Source organism: Erythrobacter crassostreae (assembly GCF_019204045.1).
Classification (GTDB): domain Bacteria; phylum Pseudomonadota; class Alphaproteobacteria; order Sphingomonadales; family Sphingomonadaceae; genus Erythrobacter; species Erythrobacter crassostreae.
Map to the genome: position 1 here is coordinate 1,318,749 of NZ_JAGSPC010000001.1, position 16,274 is coordinate 1,335,022.

Sequence of the window (16,274 nt, forward strand, 5' to 3'; positions counted from 1 at the left end):
GTAGTCAGAATTGAAACCTAGCCCAACCGTTTCAGCGCCCCCTCCAGTCGCCCGACTTCGGCCGAATGATGCGCAAAGTCGGCTTTGGCTTTCTCCACCGCCTCTGGCTTGGCCCGTTCGACGAAGTTCGCATTGCTTAGGCGCCCTTCAAGCGATTTCGCCTCTTTCTGCGAAGCGGTGAGGGCTTTTTCCAGACGGGCCTTTTCTTCGGCGATGTCGATGATGCCTTCGAGCGGGACGATGAACACGTCGCTGCCTCCTGTTGCTTGGGCTGTGACCTGCATGGCAGGGCCATCAGGCGCTTCACCCATGGTCACCGGCGTCAGGCGCGCGAGCCGTTCAATCGCGGCGCTGCTGCGTCCGATTGTGCTGCTCGCAAGGTCTGATGCGGCTGGCAGGAACGCGGCGAGTTTCGCGCCCGGCGCAATGCCAAGCTCGTTTTTCGCGCTGCGGACATTGGTGGTGAGGTCGATCACCCAATCAATCGCGTCGGTGGCTTCCTTGGAAACTTCGGCGCGCGGGCTGGGCCAGCTGGCGGTGATGAGATCGTATTTGCGCGTCCCCTGCGCGTGCCACAGCTCTTCCGTGATAAACGGCATGAACGGGTGCAGCATGACGAGGATCTGGTCGAGCGCCCATCCGGCAACCTCGCGGGTTTCCACCGCAGGCATGGCATCCGGATCGCCGGCAAAGACCGGCTTGATCAGCTCAAGATACCAGTCGCAGAATTTGCTCCAAGTGAACTGGTAAATCGCGTTCGCCGCCGCATCGAAGCGGAGGTCTGCCATAGCCTGTTCGATCTCGGCGCAGACTTGCTGTACTTCGCCGATGATCCATTGGTTCGCCGCAAGACGGGCGGTCGGAGCTTTGATCGTAGTGCTTTTGCCAATGCCGTTGGACTGGCAGAAACGCGTCGCATTCCAGAGCTTTGTGGCGAAGTTGCGGTAACCCTCGACCCGCTTTTCATCCATCTTGATGTCGCGGCCCTGGCTTTCCATCGCCGCCATAAAGAACCGCAGCGCATCTGCGCCGTATTGGTCGATCAGGCCAAGCGGATCGACAACATTGCCCTTGGACTTGGACATTTTTGCGCCGTCGGCTGCGCGCACGAGGCCGTGCAGATACAGCTTGGGCCAAGGCGCCGTGCCCATATTGTACTGACCCATCATCATCATCCGCGCATCCCAGAAGAAGAGGATGTCAAAGCCGGAGATTAGCAGATTGTTCGGGAAGTGTTTCTTGACCAGATCGGTCTCGTTCGGCCAGCCGAGCGTCGCAAACGGCCACAGTGCGGAAGAGAACCATGTGTCGAGGACGTCTTGGTCGCGCCAGAGCGCAGGTAGCAAATCCTTATGGGCTTCGGTCTGGGTATCGTGAACTCGTACAGTTCCACCTTCTGGAAGATACCGAGCATATCGCTCATTTGCGATCTGGATCGCTTCTTCTTCGGTTGTCGCAACAATCGGATCTGGGGCAAAATTCTTATTAGAAAATTCGCTACCACTCGACATTTCGAGCGCCCCATCATGGAGTTTCGGTCCGAACCAAGCCGGAATCCGGTGTCCCCACCATAGCTGGCGAGACACACACCATGGCTGGATGTTTTCCATCCAGTTGAAGAACGTCTTTTCCCATGTCTGGGGCACGATTTCGATGGTGCCGTCTTTAACCTGTTCAATCGGTTTAGCAGCGAGCTTTTCAGCGTCGACATACCATTGATCGGTCAGCCATGGCTCGATCACCACGCCGCCGCGATCACCGAATGGCGTTGCGATTTGACGCGGTTCGGCGTCGTGTTCGACTTCCTCGCCCTTTTTCGTCTTGGCGATGTGCGGGATCAAATATCGGTCTGCTTTCAGACGCGCGACCACGGCTTCGCGGGCACCATCTTTGCCGTCACGTTTGAAGCGGTGCAGGCCGAGGAACTCCTCCGGCACCAGACCGTCCGATGTCTGACAAACATTCGCATCGCTTGTCAGCATGTTGAGCATCTCACCCGCGACAAAGCCCGCGCGCTTGCCAACCTCGAAATCGTTGAAATCGTGACCCGGCGTAATTTTCACCGCGCCGCTGCCCAGCTCGGGATCGGCGTGTTCGTCGGCGACGATTGGAATGCGGCGGCCCGTGATCGGCAGCACAACATGTTTACCGACAACGCTGGCATAGCGTTCGTCTGATGGGTGAACCGCAACTGCCATATCGGCGAGCATCGTTTCGGGCCGCGTGGTCGCAACCTCGATGTAATCGCGTCCATCAGAAAGCGTCACACCGTCTTCCAGCGGGTACTTAAAGTGCCAGAAACTGCCCGCTATAGTCTGCGTTTCGACCTCAAGGTCGGAAATCGCGGTCTTCAGTTTTGGGTCCCAGTTTACCAGCCGTTTATCGCGGTAAATCAGACCATCATTGTAGAGATCGACGAACGTCTTGAGCACGGCTTTGGTGAAGTGCTCGTCCATCGTAAACTGCTCTCGCGACCAGTCCATTGAACAGCCCAAGCGGCGCAATTGCGTGGTGATGGTCCCGCCGCTTGTCGCTTTCCATTCCCAGACCTTATCAACGAAGTCTTCGCGTGAATAATTGGTGCGCTTGTCTTGGGCGGCCTCCATCTGGCGTTCGACCACCATTTGCGTCGCGATGCCCGCGTGATCGGTTCCGACCACCCACAAAGCATCTTTGCCGCGCATGCGTTCATACCGGATTACGATATCCTGCAACGTGTTATCGAGCGCGTGGCCGATGTGCAGCGATCCGGTCACGTTCGGCGGAGGGTTCACAATGGTATAGGGCTCGGCATCAGGGCGCTCTGGGCGGAAACCGCCGGTCTCTTCCCAATGTTTGTACCAGCGCGCCTCAATCGAGGCGGGATCGAATGTTGTGTCGAGTGTCATTGTATGTCTCACGGTCAGAGCGGCTGGTGCCGCCCAACAAGTTGTAAGCCCTCCATTACAGCGCCGATTGTGCGACGCAACGGAGAGTTTTGCGTGCCAGCCCAACTGGCGGCTTGTTTGCGCCGCGATTTATCCGCATAGCTGGGCGCGTTATGGATGGGGCTGCGCAATTCACACTCGACGAAGATGAGGCAGGACGCACCAGGCTTTCTGTCGAGGGCCCGCTGTTGGTATCCAGCGTCGGCCCGCTTGATCGCGATTTAGAAGAATTGAACGCCGATCTGGGCGTGATTGACCTGTCGGGTGTCGATGCCATCGACACAATCGGCGCGTGGGTCATGTGCCGCCTTGCCGCACGTCACGAGGCAGAGATTACCGGTGCTGGCGAGCGTGCAAAACGATTGCTCGATGCCGTTGAAGGCGCGGGCAACGATGCAGAGATGGACCCGCCGCGTGATCCTGTCTGGCTGCGCGTGCCGAAAGCGATCGGCGAACTGGTGTTCGATATGCGCGGCGGCATCATAGGCGTGGTCGGGTTTCTTGGCCGTATCTTGATCGGGTTGGGCAGGCTGATCCGCCGCCCGAGCACTTTCCCGATGAAGGCGATGGTGCGCCAGATGGAGCTGGTCGGCGTGTCGGCTCTGCCCATTATCGGCCTGATGAGTTTTCTGATCGGGATTGTCATCGCGCAGCAAGGCGCGGTGCAGCTTGAACAGTTTGGCGCAGAGGCGCTGACGGTGAACCTTGTCGGGCGGATCACCTTGCGTGAGCTTGGCGTGTTGATGACGGCAATCATGGTCGCAGGCCGATCCGGCAGCGCTTTCGCCGCGCAAATCGGCACGATGAAACTCACCGAAGAGGTCGATGCGATGCGCACTATCGGCATCTCCCCTGCCGAACGGCTGGTGATCCCGCGGGTCCTTGCCTGCACATTCATGATGGTGCTGCTCGGCTTCTATGCCTCGGTCGTGGCGATTGTTGGCGGCGCCGTGGTTGGCCAAGTCGCGCTTGGCATCCCGTTTTTCACCTTCCTTGAACGGATTCAGGAAGTTGTGCCGATCCACGATGTCTGGGTGGGTCTGATCAAGGCGCCTGTCTTTGGCCTGATCATCGGTCTCGCGGGTTGCTATCACGGCATGCGGGTTGAGGGGAATTCGGAGCAAGTCGGGCTTCGTACTACCATGGCGGTGGTCTCTGCGATCTTCGCCGTAATCGTGCTTGATGCGTTTTTCGCGGTGTTCTTTACCGAGATCGGGTGGGGCTGAGCCATGGATGACGAACTTCACGCCCGTTACAGCGGAAAGCCGCCGATTGTGGTCGACGGGCTGACCAATCGTTTTGGCGATTTCGCGGTGCATGATGATCTCTCCATGGAAGTGCGCGAAGGCGAAATTCTGGGTGTGGTAGGGGGATCGGGCACCGGCAAATCGGTGCTGATGCGCTCTATCATCGGATTGCAGACGCCGAGCGATGGCCACATTTCCGTGTTTGGCCGTACGATCACGGGTATCGACCCGGATCAGGATTTGGGCGTGCGATGCCGCTGGGGTGTGATGTTTCAGGGCGGGGCGCTGTTTTCGACACTGACCGTGGGCGAGAATGTCGAGGTTCCCCTCAAGCAATTCTATCCCGATATCGCGCCGGAGCTGCGCCGCGAGATCGCGCGCTATAAAGTGCTCCTGTCGGGTCTGCCCGAAGATGCGATCAACAAATTCCCTTCCGAACTTTCCGGCGGGATGAAGAAACGCGCAGGTCTTGCCCGTGCGCTCGCGCTTGATCCGGAACTGCTGTTTTTGGATGAGCCAACGGCAGGTCTCGATCCGATTGGGGCGGCTGCCTTCGATAGTCTGACAAAAGAACTGAAAGAGACGCTGGGCCTGACGGTGTTCCTCATCACACACGATCTCGACACGCTTTACGAGATTTGTGACCGGGTGGCGGTGATCGCCGATAAACAGGTCGTCGCGGTGGGTACGATCCCCGAGCTGATCGAAACCGGTCATCCGTGGATACAGGAATATTTCGGCGGGCCGCGCGGCCGCGCTGCGCATGCTGCACACGAGCGCTCAAATGAGTAGAGCGGCTAACAAGGCAATAGACACGAGCGGCCAAGGGCGTTCATAGGGAAGCGACATGGAAACAAGAGCTAACCATCTTTGGGTCGGTGCGGTCACGCTGGTTCTCCTGCTGGGCCTTGCGGCGGCAATCGTGTGGATTGCGCGTCTGGGGCAGGGGCAGCAAAACGAATACGACATCTTCTATGCGCAGTCCGTTTCCGGCCTCGCGAATGGCAGTCAGGTTGCCTATGCGGGCGTGCCCGTGGGCCAAGTGGTCGATATTTCGCTTTCCGAAGAAGACCCCGAATTCGTCCGTGTCCGTGTGAAAGTGAAAGAGGATGTTCCGATTTTGATCGGGACGACGGCGACCATTCAGGCGAGCTTTACCGGTGTATCGAGCATCCTACTGGATGGTGCTCGCGGCGGAGCACCGGCGATCACCTGCGAAACGACGGCTTGCCCAGAGGGCGCTCCTGTTATCCCGCCTAAAGATGGCGGCATCAACGCGCTGCTTAACAACGCGCCGCTTTTGCTGGAGCGGTTGGCGACGCTGACCGAGAATCTCAACATTCTGCTGGGCGCGGACAATCAGGAACAGCTTGCGGGTATCCTGCGCAATTCCAACGAATTGACCGAGCAACTGGCCCGCACTGCGCCGCAACTTGAAGGGACGTTCACCGAGCTACAATTCGCTTTGAAAGAAGCGGGCGAGGCGTTGAATGCGTTTGAACAAGCGACGGCGACGACTGACGAACTTCTCAACAAAGAAGGGCCTGCGCTGGCCGAAGAACTTCGCGGAACGTTGAGATCAGCCAATTCGGCGGCGGCATCTTTGGCGGCGACACTGGAAGATACACGCCCTGCCGCGCGGCAATTGCGTGAAACGACTTTACCGACAGCCGAAGCCACTTTGCAGGATCTGCGTGTGACCAGCCGGGCGCTGCGCGCGCTGACCGAAAAGCTCGACAATCAGGGCGTCGGCGCGCTGGTGCAGGGCCAATCGCTGCCCGATTATGAGCCATAAGGATTTGCGTATGTTGAACCGCATCACATTAGCACCCATCCGGACTGGCCTGATCGGCGCCGCCGCTCTCGCCCTTTCGGGCTGTGTCAGTTTTGAGGCCGATCTTCCGACCAGTCTGCTAACGCTCCAGTCCACTGCGAACGCCCCTGTTGGATCGGGCGCACAGGCGGGCGGCGAGGGCGGGGCCGGATCCATCGCTGTGCTGACGCCGGAGACGCCTGCAAAACTGGATGTGGTTCGCGTTCCGGTTAATGTGAGCCAGACCGAAATTGCCTATCTTCAAGACGCGGTTTGGGTTGAAAAGCCCGCGCGGCTGTTCCGCCGACTGCTCGGCGAAACGCTGCGAACGCGCAGCCCTGCTTTGATCGTAGACAGCGATGACACGCCGACATTGGCGGCCAAAACTGTGCGCGGCACGCTGCTCGAAATGGGATATGATGCGAGCGCTTCGTCCGTCATCATCCGCTATGAAGCGATTGTGACCGACGCAGATGGCAAAGCGGTTTCGCGCCGGTTCGAAGGACGCGAAAGCGGGGTTCTTCCCGAATCTGGATCGGTCGGTCCCGCGCTTAACCGGGTTGCGAATACTGTCGCCGGTGAAGTGGCCGATTGGGTTGTGGCCGGCGCGTAGTTGCTCGGCCTAAATCCGCGCGGCGCGGATAAATTCCCACGCTTTCAGAAAATCGCTTTGGCGTTTGGTGCGGCGGTCCTCCGCCTCCAGATCGCGGCCCCACAAATCGGCCTGCCATTCCTCTTCGAGGCTGGCTGCGCGCCATAACTCGATCGCTTCGGCCTCTGTGCCTGCATCCGCTGCGGAAAGCGCAATGATCAGCGATGCGGTGAGCGAGGTCATGCTTTCCAGTCCCGCCAGTTCAAATCCGCTCATTCCTTCAAGCCGTGTGCGCAGCTTGTCCAAGCTTTCGCCTGACTGTGCCTTGTGAATGATCCCGCTAACACGAACCATCGTGATGCCTTCGCGGGCTTCAAATGCTGTGACCAGCGGCTCCCACACCTCCTGCTGCTTCGCATAGAGATGCTCGTCCGGATCGGCGCGGTATAGCAGCGTATCAGTGTCACCGAATGCGACCACTTTTTCGGCCTGAGCGGCGATATCGGCGGTGACCACATCAATGGCATAGTCTGTCGTGTCGCGCAGAGGGAACAGTGCCGGATCAAGCTTTTCACCCTGAACATCCCATTCGGCGGCGAGCTTTTTGGCAAGAGCAGCAGAGGGAACGATTTGCTGCGCCCCTTTGACTGTTTTCAAGCGGCGTCCATCGAGTGTGACCTGCCAGCCGCCTTCCACCTGCCCGAACGCAACTGTATCGTAAAACCGTTTCACTGGCTGCCGTCTCCGGATGAAGATTGGCTGTCGGACTTCCACTTTCTGGCAAGCGAGCGCGGACCAAAATAGAACGCCAGCAAGCCGCCAACCGCCAAGGCCACGCCAATCGGATAGGGCGCGTCGATTACAGAGCGTGCAATGGCAAGGCCAACGAGCAAGGCACCGAGCGAACCGATCCGGATCGCGTTCAATATCATGTACCGCTTTCTTGCGAGCGTATCGTCGATATCGTGCGGGGTGTTCACGATGGCTGCTCCAATACGGCATGAAGGTTGGGGACCTGGTCCACGACTTGCTCCGCGCCCGTTGCGAGCAGTTCCTCGGGTGGATGATAGCCCCAAGCGACGCCAATCGAGCGCACGCCAGCGGCGCGGCCCATCTGCATGTCGAAACTGGTGTCGCCGATCATCACGGCCTGCGCGGGCCGCGCGCCGGCTTCGAACAGAGCCGCTTCGAGCATTGCCGGATGCGGTTTGGAAGGATGGCGGTCGGCGGTTTGCAGTGAAACGAACAGATCGGTCAGCCCATGCGCAGCAAGAACCGATTGCAGGCCGCGATCCGATTTTCCGGTCGCAACCGCAAGCGTCCATCCATCCGCCCCCAGCGCGTGGAGCAGATCGGTGATGCCATCATAAAGCGGTTCGTTCAGCAACCCTTCCTGACGGCGGGCGAAATAGCCGCTCTTGTAATATTCAACGACCTGACGGGAGGCATCCTCATCCAGATCCGGAGCGAGATGACGGATGGCAACGGGCAGGCTCAGCCCGACGATCCGCCGCACATCATTGGCATCAGGTGGAGCGAGCTTTGCACGCTCGAACGCTTGCACCATGGTCTGACAGATATCCGCCTGCCCATCGACCAGCGTTCCATCGCAATCAAACACGGCAAGCTTCATCGGGCGATACCCATCATAAATTCGGCCAGATCACCCGAGCCGTTTTCTGCATGGCCATTTGCAATGCGCTGCCGCTCTTCAGGTGACTTTTTCTGGGAGAGCTTCAAGGTGGGGCGCAATGCGGTAATCGTCATCTCAAATCCCGTGATGCCTTTGGCCAGCCGGTCCCACAATTGCGCGTTTGTTTCGGTGGCTTCCCACCGCTCGCCTGCAATGCGCTCTTCGTGCTTTTCAATGACAGCGTGGAGGAATTGTTCCAATTCCGCATACGTCATCGCGCGCACGTTTCCTTCGATCTCCACCGCGGCGTAATCCCATGTCGGTACTGTATCGCGGTTGTCGTACCAGCGCGGACTGACATAGCCATCTGGCCCGTTCACGGTGACTAGCGCCTGTGCGCCGTCCAGATGCGGGCTCAGCGCGTTGTGCCGGGCAAGGTGGAACTGCAGTCTGTTGTCCGAGGTCATCAAGATCGGTGTGTGGGCAACACGCGGTCCGTCGGGGATTGTTAGAAAAACCATTCCGAACCCGACCTGCTCGACCAGTCTTTCGATCAGAGCGCGATCCTCGGTCCGAAACAGCGGGTTGGGATGCATTAGCGGCGTCTCCTTGGCGCGCCTTTACCCTTACCCTGCGCTTTGGCTGCGGCTTTCTTTTTCTTGTTCGTTGTTACTGCAGAAGTCGTACGCGATTTGCGCTCACCGCGCCGGTCTTTGCGATATTGTTTGGCAAAGCGGCGCGCGGCCTGCTTCTTTTCGGCTGGCGTGCGCTCTGGCGCTTCGTCGCGGACCGGGGAAGCGTCGGAAAGCTTCTCGTCAAAGCCCAGCGCTTCCATGCTGGCAGCGAAATGTTCGGGAAGCTCTGCCGTCACATCCAGTTTGCCGCCGCCGGTCGCGCCGCCCGCAGAATCGTTGTTCGGCTGCGAAATGATAAGTCGCCGCGCATGCAAATGCATCTTGCGGCTGATTGCGCCGGTCAGGAATGCATCCTGTCCGCCATATTTGCCATCGCCCACAATCGGGTGGCCAATGGCCGCCATATGGACGCGCAATTGGTGTGTACGGCCCGTCAGCGGCTCCAGTTCGACCCAGGCGGCGCGCATACCGGCGCGTTCCACCACACGGTAACGCGTCTTCGCCATCGCGCCGTTTTCTTCATCGACATGCATTTTTTCGCCGCCGGTGCCCGGCTGTTTGGCGAGCGGAGCATCGATTGTGCCTTCGCGGGTTTCGGGCAAGCCAACGACAAGCGCCCAGTAAATCTTGCGCGCGCTGCGTCCGGCAAAGCGGCGCGAGAATGCCGCCGCGCTGCCCGGTGTGCGCGCGACCAGCAGCACGCCGGAGGTGTCTTTATCGAGCCGGTGGACTAGGCGCGGACGGGGCGTTTTTTCATCGGTAACAAATGCATCGAGCAAACCGTCTACGTGCTTGGTCGTCTTGCTACCGCCTTGCGTCGCAAGACCCGGGGGTTTGTTGAAGACAATCGCGCTCGGAGTCTCGCGGATCACCATGGCGTGGGCCTGAGCCACTTCTTCCTCGGTCAATTCGCGCTTCGGCTTTGGCGCTTTGTGCTTGGCCTCGCCGCCGGGCGGCACGCGCAGCGTCTGCCCTTCTTCAAGCCGATCTTCGGGCTTGGCACGTTTGCCATCGACCCGGATCTGGCCTGTGCGCGCCCAGCGCGACACGGTGGCAAAACCGATCTGCGGCAGGTTCCGTTTGAACCAGCGGTCCAACCGGATACCGTCATCGTCTTCGCTGACAGTGAACTGACGAACGTCTTTGCTTTCGCTTTTGTTGTCGCTGTTGTTGTCGGCAGTCATGCCGCACCTCGCATGATTAAGAGCCCGATATAGAGTGCGGCGAGGCCCGCCAGCACCGATATTGCAGCATAAAGAACCGCGAGTCCCACTGATCCGCGCTCTATCAAGAGCAGCATTTCGAGGCTGAACGCGCTGAATGTAGTGAACCCGCCAAGCAAGCCGACGCCAAGGAACAGGCGCATAGTGTCGCTTGCTCCGCCATGGCGGGCGAGCCAGCCGAACAACAGGCCCATGGCAAGGCTGCCGATCACATTTGCGGCCAAGGTCGGCCATGGGAATCCGCTGCCCACGCCGACATAGTGCGTAACGGCGCGCCCCAATTGATACCGTCCGACAGCACCAATGGCGCCGCCAATGGCAACAGTGGCCGATGCGGCCATGGGAGAGAGAGCGAGCGATGTCATTTGCATGCCCCTTAGCGTTCAGTGCGCCCGCTGCATAGCACTCCATCAAGCAAGCAGCGGCTTCAGGGCGATTTGAGGCACTGAATACCTTGCCATTTTTACCATGTAGGCCTATGAGGGCACCAGTTAAGGCGCGTTCCGGGCCCGTAAGTGGCGGGAAACGTGCCGTTTTTAGCGTCAAATTTACGCGTTTGCCCCGCGAATCATGAGCGGGCTTTCGTGCTTTTGGAATGAGGTAATAGTCGTTTATGCAAATCATGGTTCGCGATAACAATGTCGATCAGGCCCTACGCGCGCTTAAGAAAAAGCTGCAGCGCGAAGGCGTTTATCGCGAAATGAAGCTGCGTCGCCACTACGAAAAGCCCAGCGAAAAGCGCGCCCGCGAAAAGGCAGCAGCCGTTCGCCGCGCCCGTAAGCTGGAGCGTAAGCGCATGGAGCGTGACGGCATCAAGTAATATGCCGGTATTTGAGCGCAAAGACGCTTGAATACACACAATGGATAAGCCATCAGGGCGCGGTATCATTCCGCGCCCTTTTGCTATCTGAATTCCGCAAAATCGCGCATCCGATCAGGGAATTGAAATGACCGAAGTTACCCGTGTTCCAATCCAGCCTATCGCCAAGGGCTCGCTCACCAAATTATGGCTGGGCGTTATCGTCGCGATTGCGCTGGGGGCTGGCCTCGCCTGGTCTGCCACGCCAAAGACATTCACCATCGACACACTGGTTGCCGGTGAGGGTGATACGCCAAATGTCGGCGACGTCGCTTTTGTGAAATACAAAGGCAAAACCGCGGCAGACGGCGAAGTGTTTGATGAATCGCAGGACATTCCGCTGCCGGTTCAGGGCTTGTTCCCAGAAGGCACGCCGTTCCCGATCGAAGAAGGCGCGACGATCGACGGGTTTTTCAACGCGCTGCAGAAAATGCAGAAGGGCGGCCAATACGAAGTCTACATCCCGTCCGAGCAAGCATATGGTGCAGAGCCTCCTCCCGGCGCGCCCATTGGCCCCAATGCCGATTTGATTTTCGAGATCGAGCTGGTCGATTTCATGACCAAGGATACATTCGACCGAAACCTTGGCATTCTGCAGCAGACTATGCAGCAGCAAGCCCCCCAGGGTCCTGGTGGACCCGGCGGGCCGGGCGGCGGCGCACCTGGTGGTCCGAACTCCGTGCCAATCACGCCTCCTCCGGGGCAGTAATCCAGACAACCCCTGCAAGGGAAACAGCCATGTCGGTAGACAAACAAACCGTTGCCAAGATCGCGAGCCTCGCTCGTATCAAGATGGGCGACGAGCAACTTGAGACGATGGTGCCAGAGCTGAACAACATCCTTGAATGGGTGGAGCAGCTTGGCGAGGTAAATGTGGACGGGGTCGAGCCGATGAGCGCGGTGATTCCGAATGAACTGCGTTTGCGCGATGATGTGATTGACGCAGATCCGAAAACTGCCGGCGGACGCCGCGACGATGTGCTCGCGAATGCGCCCGCTGCCGAACACGGATTTTTCGGCGTGCCTAAGGTGATCGAATAGCCGGAATACTATAGTGTAAACCCGCTCGTGCTGAGCTTGTCGAAGCGCGAGTGTGGCCTGGACCGAAAGGTTCGCCCTTCGACAGGCTCAGGACGAACGGAAGAGAAGTGAGCACAGAACTTACAAAACTTGGTGTCAAAGCCATCCGTGATGGTGTGCGCGGCGGAGATTTCACCGCGCGCGAAGTCGCGGAAAGCTTCAACGCAGCTGTGGCCGAAGCCGCTGCGCTCAACGCCTTTATCGTGACCACGCCCGACCACGCACTGGACGCAGCGGACGCCGCCGACAAAGCGCGCGCCGATGGCAAAGAATTGGCCGCGATGGCGGGTGTGCCCATCGGCATGAAGGATCTGTTCGCGACCAAAGGTGTGCAGACCACGGCTGCGTCGCACATCCTCGAAGGGTTCACGCCGCAGTACGAAAGCACTGTCTCACAAAACCTGTGGGATGCGGGCGCGGGCATGCTGGGTAAGCTGAACCTTGATCAGTTCGCGATGGGTTCATCGAATGAGACGAGTTTCTTTGGCAACGTCTCATCGCCATGGCAGAAATCGGGCAGCAATGCTGCGATGTCGCCAGGTGGTTCGTCTGGCGGTTCTTCGTCTGCCGTCGCAGCGCGGATTGCGCCTGCGGCTACCGGCACCGACACGGGCGGCTCGATCCGCCAGCCTGCCGCCTTTACCGGCATTTGCGGGATCAAGCCTACCTATGGCCGCTGTTCACGCTGGGGCGTGGTGGCGTTCGCTTCCTCGCTCGACCAAGCCGGTCCGATGGCGCGCTCTGTTGAAGACTGCGCGATTATGCTCGGCGCGATGGCAGGTTTCGATCCGAAAGACGCGACATCGCTGAAAATGGACGTTCCCGACTGGGAGGCCGCGCTGAATGCCGACCTTAAAGGTAAGAAAGTCGGCATTCCTAAAGAATACACGATGGATGGCACCGATTCTGCGATCCTCGATAGCTGGGAGCAGGGCAAAGCGTGGCTGAAAGATGCTGGTGCTCAGATCGTTGATATCTCGCTGCCGCATACGAAATACGCTCTGCCAGCATACTACATTATCGCACCAGCCGAAGCGTCATCCAACCTCGCGCGCTATGACGGTGTGCGTTACGGCCTGCGCGATCTGCCCGAGGGCGCTGGACTGCAGGATATGTATGCCGAGACCCGCGCCGCTGGTTTCGGTGACGAGGTAAAGCGCCGCATTCTGATCGGCACCTATGTGCTTTCAGCAGGTTTCTACGATGCGTATTACACGCAGGCGCAGAAGATCCGCACGCTGGTTGCGCAGGACTTTGAGAAGGCTTGGGCACATTGCGATGTAATCCTCGCCCCGACAACGCCAACGGCCAGCTTCCCGCTCGGCAGCTTGAACGATGATCCGCTGACGATGTATCTGAACGATGTGTTCGCCGTTCCGGCATCGCTCGCGGGCCTCCCCGCGATGAGCGTGCCTGCGACGATCAATTCGGATGGCTTGCCACTCGGCCTTCAGCTTGTTGGCAAACCGTTTGACGAGCAGATGGTGCTGAACGCAGGCCTCGCGATCCAGCAACGCAGCGGGTTTGATCACGCGCCGGCGAAATGGTGGTGAGCTGGGAAACCATCGGCATAGTGGCGATGATAGCTGTCTTTGCCGCAATCGGTTACGTTGAGCGTCGCCGGTTTTTTGGCGAAGCGCGCTTCGACAGCAAGACCGGCAAACGTATCGAAGATAAGAAGCAAGATTAATGCGCTACGTTAGCTTCTTCGTGAGCGCACTTGTGCTGAACGCAGGCCTCGTGATCCGGCAGCGCGCCGATTTTGTTCACCCCCTTGCTAAGTGGTGGTAAACAAAGCCGGATTGCAACTCAAATTGCGCGCCGCGCTCGGGCGTTTTTCGGAAGCCTATATTGCGATCCAGAGAGTGCGCTATCGCCTGCCGTTTGATGGCGGGCCCAACAAACTCGGTCTCTTTCGACTTTTGAACGATGAGACTGAGATTGTGATCGAGGGTTTCCCGCGCTCTGCCAACAGCTGGACCCTGCGCCTGTTTCGCCACTGGCAAGGACGGCGCATGCATATCGCCGAGCATCAGCATTCCGAGGCGCATATCCTCGCAGGCGCAAAGCGCGGTTTGCCAGTGATCGTGCTGATCCGATGGCCTCAAGACGCGATCCGAAGCTGGGCGCAGCACGATAGCGGGCTGGATTTGGTGTGGGCTCTACGGCGCTGGATTGGGTTTTATCAGGCTGTCGAGACAGTTTCGGACAAAGTCGTGATCGCGACATTCGAACAGGCCACTCAAACTTTTGGCGAAGTGGTCGAGCGAACCAACGAAAAGTTTGGCTCCAATTTCAAAGGCGGTGTCATCGATGACAAACTGCGCGAGGAAATCACGAGCCAGATGGCCGTCACCGGGTATCCAGATCCCGAACGCCGCGCGCGGTTAAAAGACGTTGCTGATCGGCTTGATCCAAAGACGCTGGAAGGCGCGATGGAGATTTACGAGACACTCGCAGCAAAGGCGCATTGATAATGTTGAACAGCGCCGCTGCAGCGGGTAAATACATTCGTACAATGATCCAGGATTTTGCCACAGGAAAAGAGGACATCGCGTAATGCTGTTCGCGACCATTTTCATGATGGCGTTCGTGCTGCTCGGCGGATTGGTGCTTTATCTCTCCAAAACGATTGACCACGGCGAAGCTCGGTTCGATAGCAGCGGTAAAGAAATCAAGGACAAGCCCGACGCGGCCGATGGCGATGCAAAGCCCGCGCAAAGGCTCGATACAAACACCACACCAGATCAGGTGAAAGACAACCATGAGTAAGTACATAGTTCAGGGGCAGACCGGCGATTGGGAGGTTGTAATCGGCCTCGAAGTGCACGCGCAGGTCACTTCCAATTCCAAGCTGTTCAGCGGCGCTTCGACCACGTTTGGTGCAGAACCGAACTCGCAGGTCAGCCTCGTCGATGCGGCGATGCCCGGCATGCTCCCTGTGCCGAACGCGGAATGCATCCGTCAGGCTGTGCGTACCGGCATGGCGATCGAGGCGGAAATCCACAAATGGAGCCGGTTCGACCGCAAGAACTATTTCTACGCCGATCTGCCGCAGGGCTATCAGATCAGCCAGCTTTACCACCCGATCGTGGGCGAAGGGCAGCTCCTGATTGATGCTGACGACAAAGGCGGGATTCCCGAAGACAAAGTCATCGGGATCGAGCGGATTCACGTTGAGCAGGATGCGGGCAAGCTGATGCATGATCAGCACCCGACCATGTCCTATGTCGATCTAAACCGCAGCGGTGTCGCTCTGATGGAAATCGTGTCCAAGCCTGACATGACCTCGCCAGCAGAGGCGGGCGCTTATGTCCGCAAACTGCGGAGCATCCTGCGTTATGTCGGATCGTGCGATGGCAACATGGAAGAAGGCTCCATGCGCGCCGACGTCAATGTCTCTGTGCGCAAGGTTGGCGATACAGAGCTGGGCACCCGCACCGAGACCAAGAACGTGAACTCCGTTCGTTTCGTCATGCAAGTCATCGAATATGAGGCCAGCCGTCAGGTTGATGTGCTGGAAAGCGGCGGCAGCGTCGATCAGGAAACACGCCTGTTTGATGTCGCGACCGGAACCACGCGGACTATGCGTTCTAAAGAAGACGCGCATGATTACCGCTACTTCCCGGACCCCGATCTGCTTCCGGTGGTGCTTGAGGATGATTTCCTGGCCGATTGCCGCGCCAGCCTGCCGGAATTGCCCGATGCCAAGCGCACCCGTTATACGGAAGAGCTTGGCCTGACGCCTTACAATGCGCGTGAGCTGACTGCCGAGGTGGAAACCTTTGCACGGTTCGAAACGCTGCTTTCGGTTGCGGCCACGAAAATCGGCAAGTCAGAGGCAAAGGTCGCGACGCAGGTTGCGAACTGGGCGTTGTCGGTTGGTCCGGGCGTGATCAAGGGGCTTGGCGATGAAGCCAATCTCGCCAATTCCACACCGGAAGCTCAGGCAACAATCCTTGCGATGCAGGATAGGGGCGAGATTTCGGGCAGTCAGGCCAAAGAGATTTATGAAATCGTTTTGAAGACTGGCCGCGATCCGGAAGAAATCGCCGATGCCGAAGGGCTCAAACAGGTCAGCGACACCGGCGCGATTGAAGCAGCCATTGATGAAATCCTCGCCAATAACGGGGACAAGGTCGAGCAGTATAAGGGCGGTAAGGATAAGCTGTTCGGCTTCTTCGTCGGCCAAACGATGAAAGCGATGCAGGGCAAAGCCAATCCGGGCGTCGTGAACCAGATATTGAAAGACAAACTGGGCTAAG

Annotated in this window: 19 protein-coding genes; 12 read left to right on the plus strand and 7 right to left on the minus strand. The window is 58.6% G+C overall.

The annotated features are described in order from the left end of the window. Positions 1–17: 17 nt before the first annotated feature. Positions 18–2,888, minus strand: a complete 2,871-nt coding sequence (locus tag KCG46_RS06450; protein ID WP_218404457.1) for a valine--tRNA ligase — start codon at positions 2,886–2,888, stop codon at positions 18–20. A gap of 152 nt (positions 2,889–3,040) precedes the next feature. Here KCG46_RS06450 and KCG46_RS06455 point away from each other — a divergent pair, with 152 nt between their 5' ends. From KCG46_RS06455 to KCG46_RS06470, 4 genes are read left to right on the plus strand one after another with little or no spacing between them, the layout of a single operon-like run. Further along, positions 3,041–4,153, plus strand: coding sequence for an ABC transporter permease (locus tag KCG46_RS06455; protein ID WP_218404458.1), 1,113 nt, complete (start codon positions 3,041–3,043; stop codon positions 4,151–4,153). Positions 4,154–4,156: 3 nt separating this feature from the next. Further along, on the plus strand, positions 4,157–4,966 hold the full coding sequence (locus KCG46_RS06460) for an ABC transporter ATP-binding protein (protein WP_218404459.1): 810 nt from the start codon (positions 4,157–4,159) through the stop codon (positions 4,964–4,966). A 55-nt stretch (positions 4,967–5,021) separates the two neighbouring features. Continuing rightward, complete coding sequence (locus tag KCG46_RS06465; protein WP_218404460.1) at positions 5,022–5,969, plus strand: MlaD family protein; 948 nt, start codon at positions 5,022–5,024, stop codon at positions 5,967–5,969. A gap of 10 nt (positions 5,970–5,979) precedes the next feature. Beyond that, positions 5,980–6,600: an ABC-type transport auxiliary lipoprotein family protein gene (locus tag KCG46_RS06470; protein WP_218404461.1), complete on the plus strand. Its 621-nt coding sequence runs from the start codon at positions 5,980–5,982 to the stop codon at positions 6,598–6,600. Between the two features lie 9 nt (positions 6,601–6,609). Here KCG46_RS06470 and KCG46_RS06475 read toward each other — a convergent pair whose 3' ends face one another. Genes KCG46_RS06475 through crcB form a run of 6 tightly spaced genes read right to left on the minus strand, consistent with a single transcriptional unit; the run spans position 6,610 to position 10,435 of the window. After that, positions 6,610–7,311, minus strand: a complete 702-nt coding sequence (locus KCG46_RS06475) for an ATP12 family chaperone protein (protein ID WP_369410173.1) — start codon at positions 7,309–7,311, stop codon at positions 6,610–6,612. Then, entirely contained in the window at positions 7,308–7,559 is a 252-nt protein-coding gene (locus tag KCG46_RS12625; RefSeq protein WP_255551805.1) for a hypothetical protein, read from the minus strand. The genes KCG46_RS06475 and KCG46_RS12625 overlap by 4 nt, the downstream gene beginning before the upstream one ends. Then, positions 7,556–8,212 carry an HAD-IA family hydrolase gene (locus tag KCG46_RS06480; RefSeq protein ID WP_218404463.1) on the minus strand — a complete coding sequence of 219 codons (657 nt, stop codon included), beginning with the start codon at positions 8,210–8,212 and terminating at the stop codon, positions 7,556–7,558. Before KCG46_RS06480 ends, KCG46_RS12625 begins: the two co-directional genes overlap by 4 nt. Continuing rightward, positions 8,209–8,808, minus strand: a complete 600-nt coding sequence (locus KCG46_RS06485; protein ID WP_218404464.1) for an FMN-binding negative transcriptional regulator — start codon at positions 8,806–8,808, stop codon at positions 8,209–8,211. The genes KCG46_RS06480 and KCG46_RS06485 overlap by 4 nt, the downstream gene beginning before the upstream one ends. Further along, on the minus strand, positions 8,808–10,031 hold the full coding sequence (locus tag KCG46_RS06490; protein WP_218404465.1) for an RluA family pseudouridine synthase: 1,224 nt from the start codon (positions 10,029–10,031) through the stop codon (positions 8,808–8,810). The genes KCG46_RS06485 and KCG46_RS06490 overlap by 1 nt, the downstream gene beginning before the upstream one ends. Further along, on the minus strand, positions 10,028–10,435 hold the full coding sequence (crcB, locus tag KCG46_RS06495) for a fluoride efflux transporter CrcB (RefSeq protein WP_218404466.1): 408 nt from the start codon (positions 10,433–10,435) through the stop codon (positions 10,028–10,030). The genes KCG46_RS06490 and crcB overlap by 4 nt, the downstream gene beginning before the upstream one ends. Before the next feature lie 248 nt (positions 10,436–10,683). Here crcB and rpsU point away from each other — a divergent pair, with 248 nt between their 5' ends. The 8 genes from rpsU to gatB all read left to right on the plus strand — a co-directional run bounded on the left by rpsU (position 10,684) and on the right by gatB (position 16,273). After that, positions 10,684–10,890 (plus strand): 30S ribosomal protein S21, encoded by a 207-nt coding sequence (gene rpsU, locus KCG46_RS06500; RefSeq protein ID WP_006834591.1) that lies wholly within the window; start codon positions 10,684–10,686, stop codon positions 10,888–10,890. Positions 10,891–11,017: 127 nt separating this feature from the next. Then, on the plus strand, positions 11,018–11,638 hold the full coding sequence (locus tag KCG46_RS06505) for an FKBP-type peptidyl-prolyl cis-trans isomerase (RefSeq protein ID WP_218404467.1): 621 nt from the start codon (positions 11,018–11,020) through the stop codon (positions 11,636–11,638). Between the two features lie 29 nt (positions 11,639–11,667). Then, positions 11,668–11,970, plus strand: a complete 303-nt coding sequence (gene gatC, locus KCG46_RS06510) for an Asp-tRNA(Asn)/Glu-tRNA(Gln) amidotransferase subunit GatC (RefSeq protein WP_218404468.1) — start codon at positions 11,668–11,670, stop codon at positions 11,968–11,970. A gap of 107 nt (positions 11,971–12,077) precedes the next feature. Further along, the gene (gene gatA, locus KCG46_RS06515) at positions 12,078–13,562 is read left to right on the plus strand and encodes an Asp-tRNA(Asn)/Glu-tRNA(Gln) amidotransferase subunit GatA (RefSeq protein WP_218404469.1); all 1,485 of its coding nucleotides are present in this window, start codon (positions 12,078–12,080) and stop codon (positions 13,560–13,562) included. After that, positions 13,559–13,699, plus strand: coding sequence for a hypothetical protein (locus tag KCG46_RS06520; RefSeq protein ID WP_218404470.1), 141 nt, complete (start codon positions 13,559–13,561; stop codon positions 13,697–13,699). The genes gatA and KCG46_RS06520 overlap by 4 nt, the downstream gene beginning before the upstream one ends. Before the next feature lie 112 nt (positions 13,700–13,811). Continuing rightward, positions 13,812–14,483 carry a hypothetical protein gene (locus KCG46_RS06525; RefSeq protein WP_218404471.1) on the plus strand — a complete coding sequence of 224 codons (672 nt, stop codon included), beginning with the start codon at positions 13,812–13,814 and terminating at the stop codon, positions 14,481–14,483. An 85-nt stretch (positions 14,484–14,568) separates the two neighbouring features. After that, positions 14,569–14,781 carry a hypothetical protein gene (locus tag KCG46_RS06530; RefSeq protein ID WP_218404472.1) on the plus strand — a complete coding sequence of 71 codons (213 nt, stop codon included), beginning with the start codon at positions 14,569–14,571 and terminating at the stop codon, positions 14,779–14,781. Then, positions 14,774–16,273, plus strand: coding sequence for an Asp-tRNA(Asn)/Glu-tRNA(Gln) amidotransferase subunit GatB (gatB, locus tag KCG46_RS06535; RefSeq protein WP_218404473.1), 1,500 nt, complete (start codon positions 14,774–14,776; stop codon positions 16,271–16,273). The genes KCG46_RS06530 and gatB overlap by 8 nt, the downstream gene beginning before the upstream one ends. The last annotated feature ends 1 nt before the right edge of the window (position 16,274 follow it).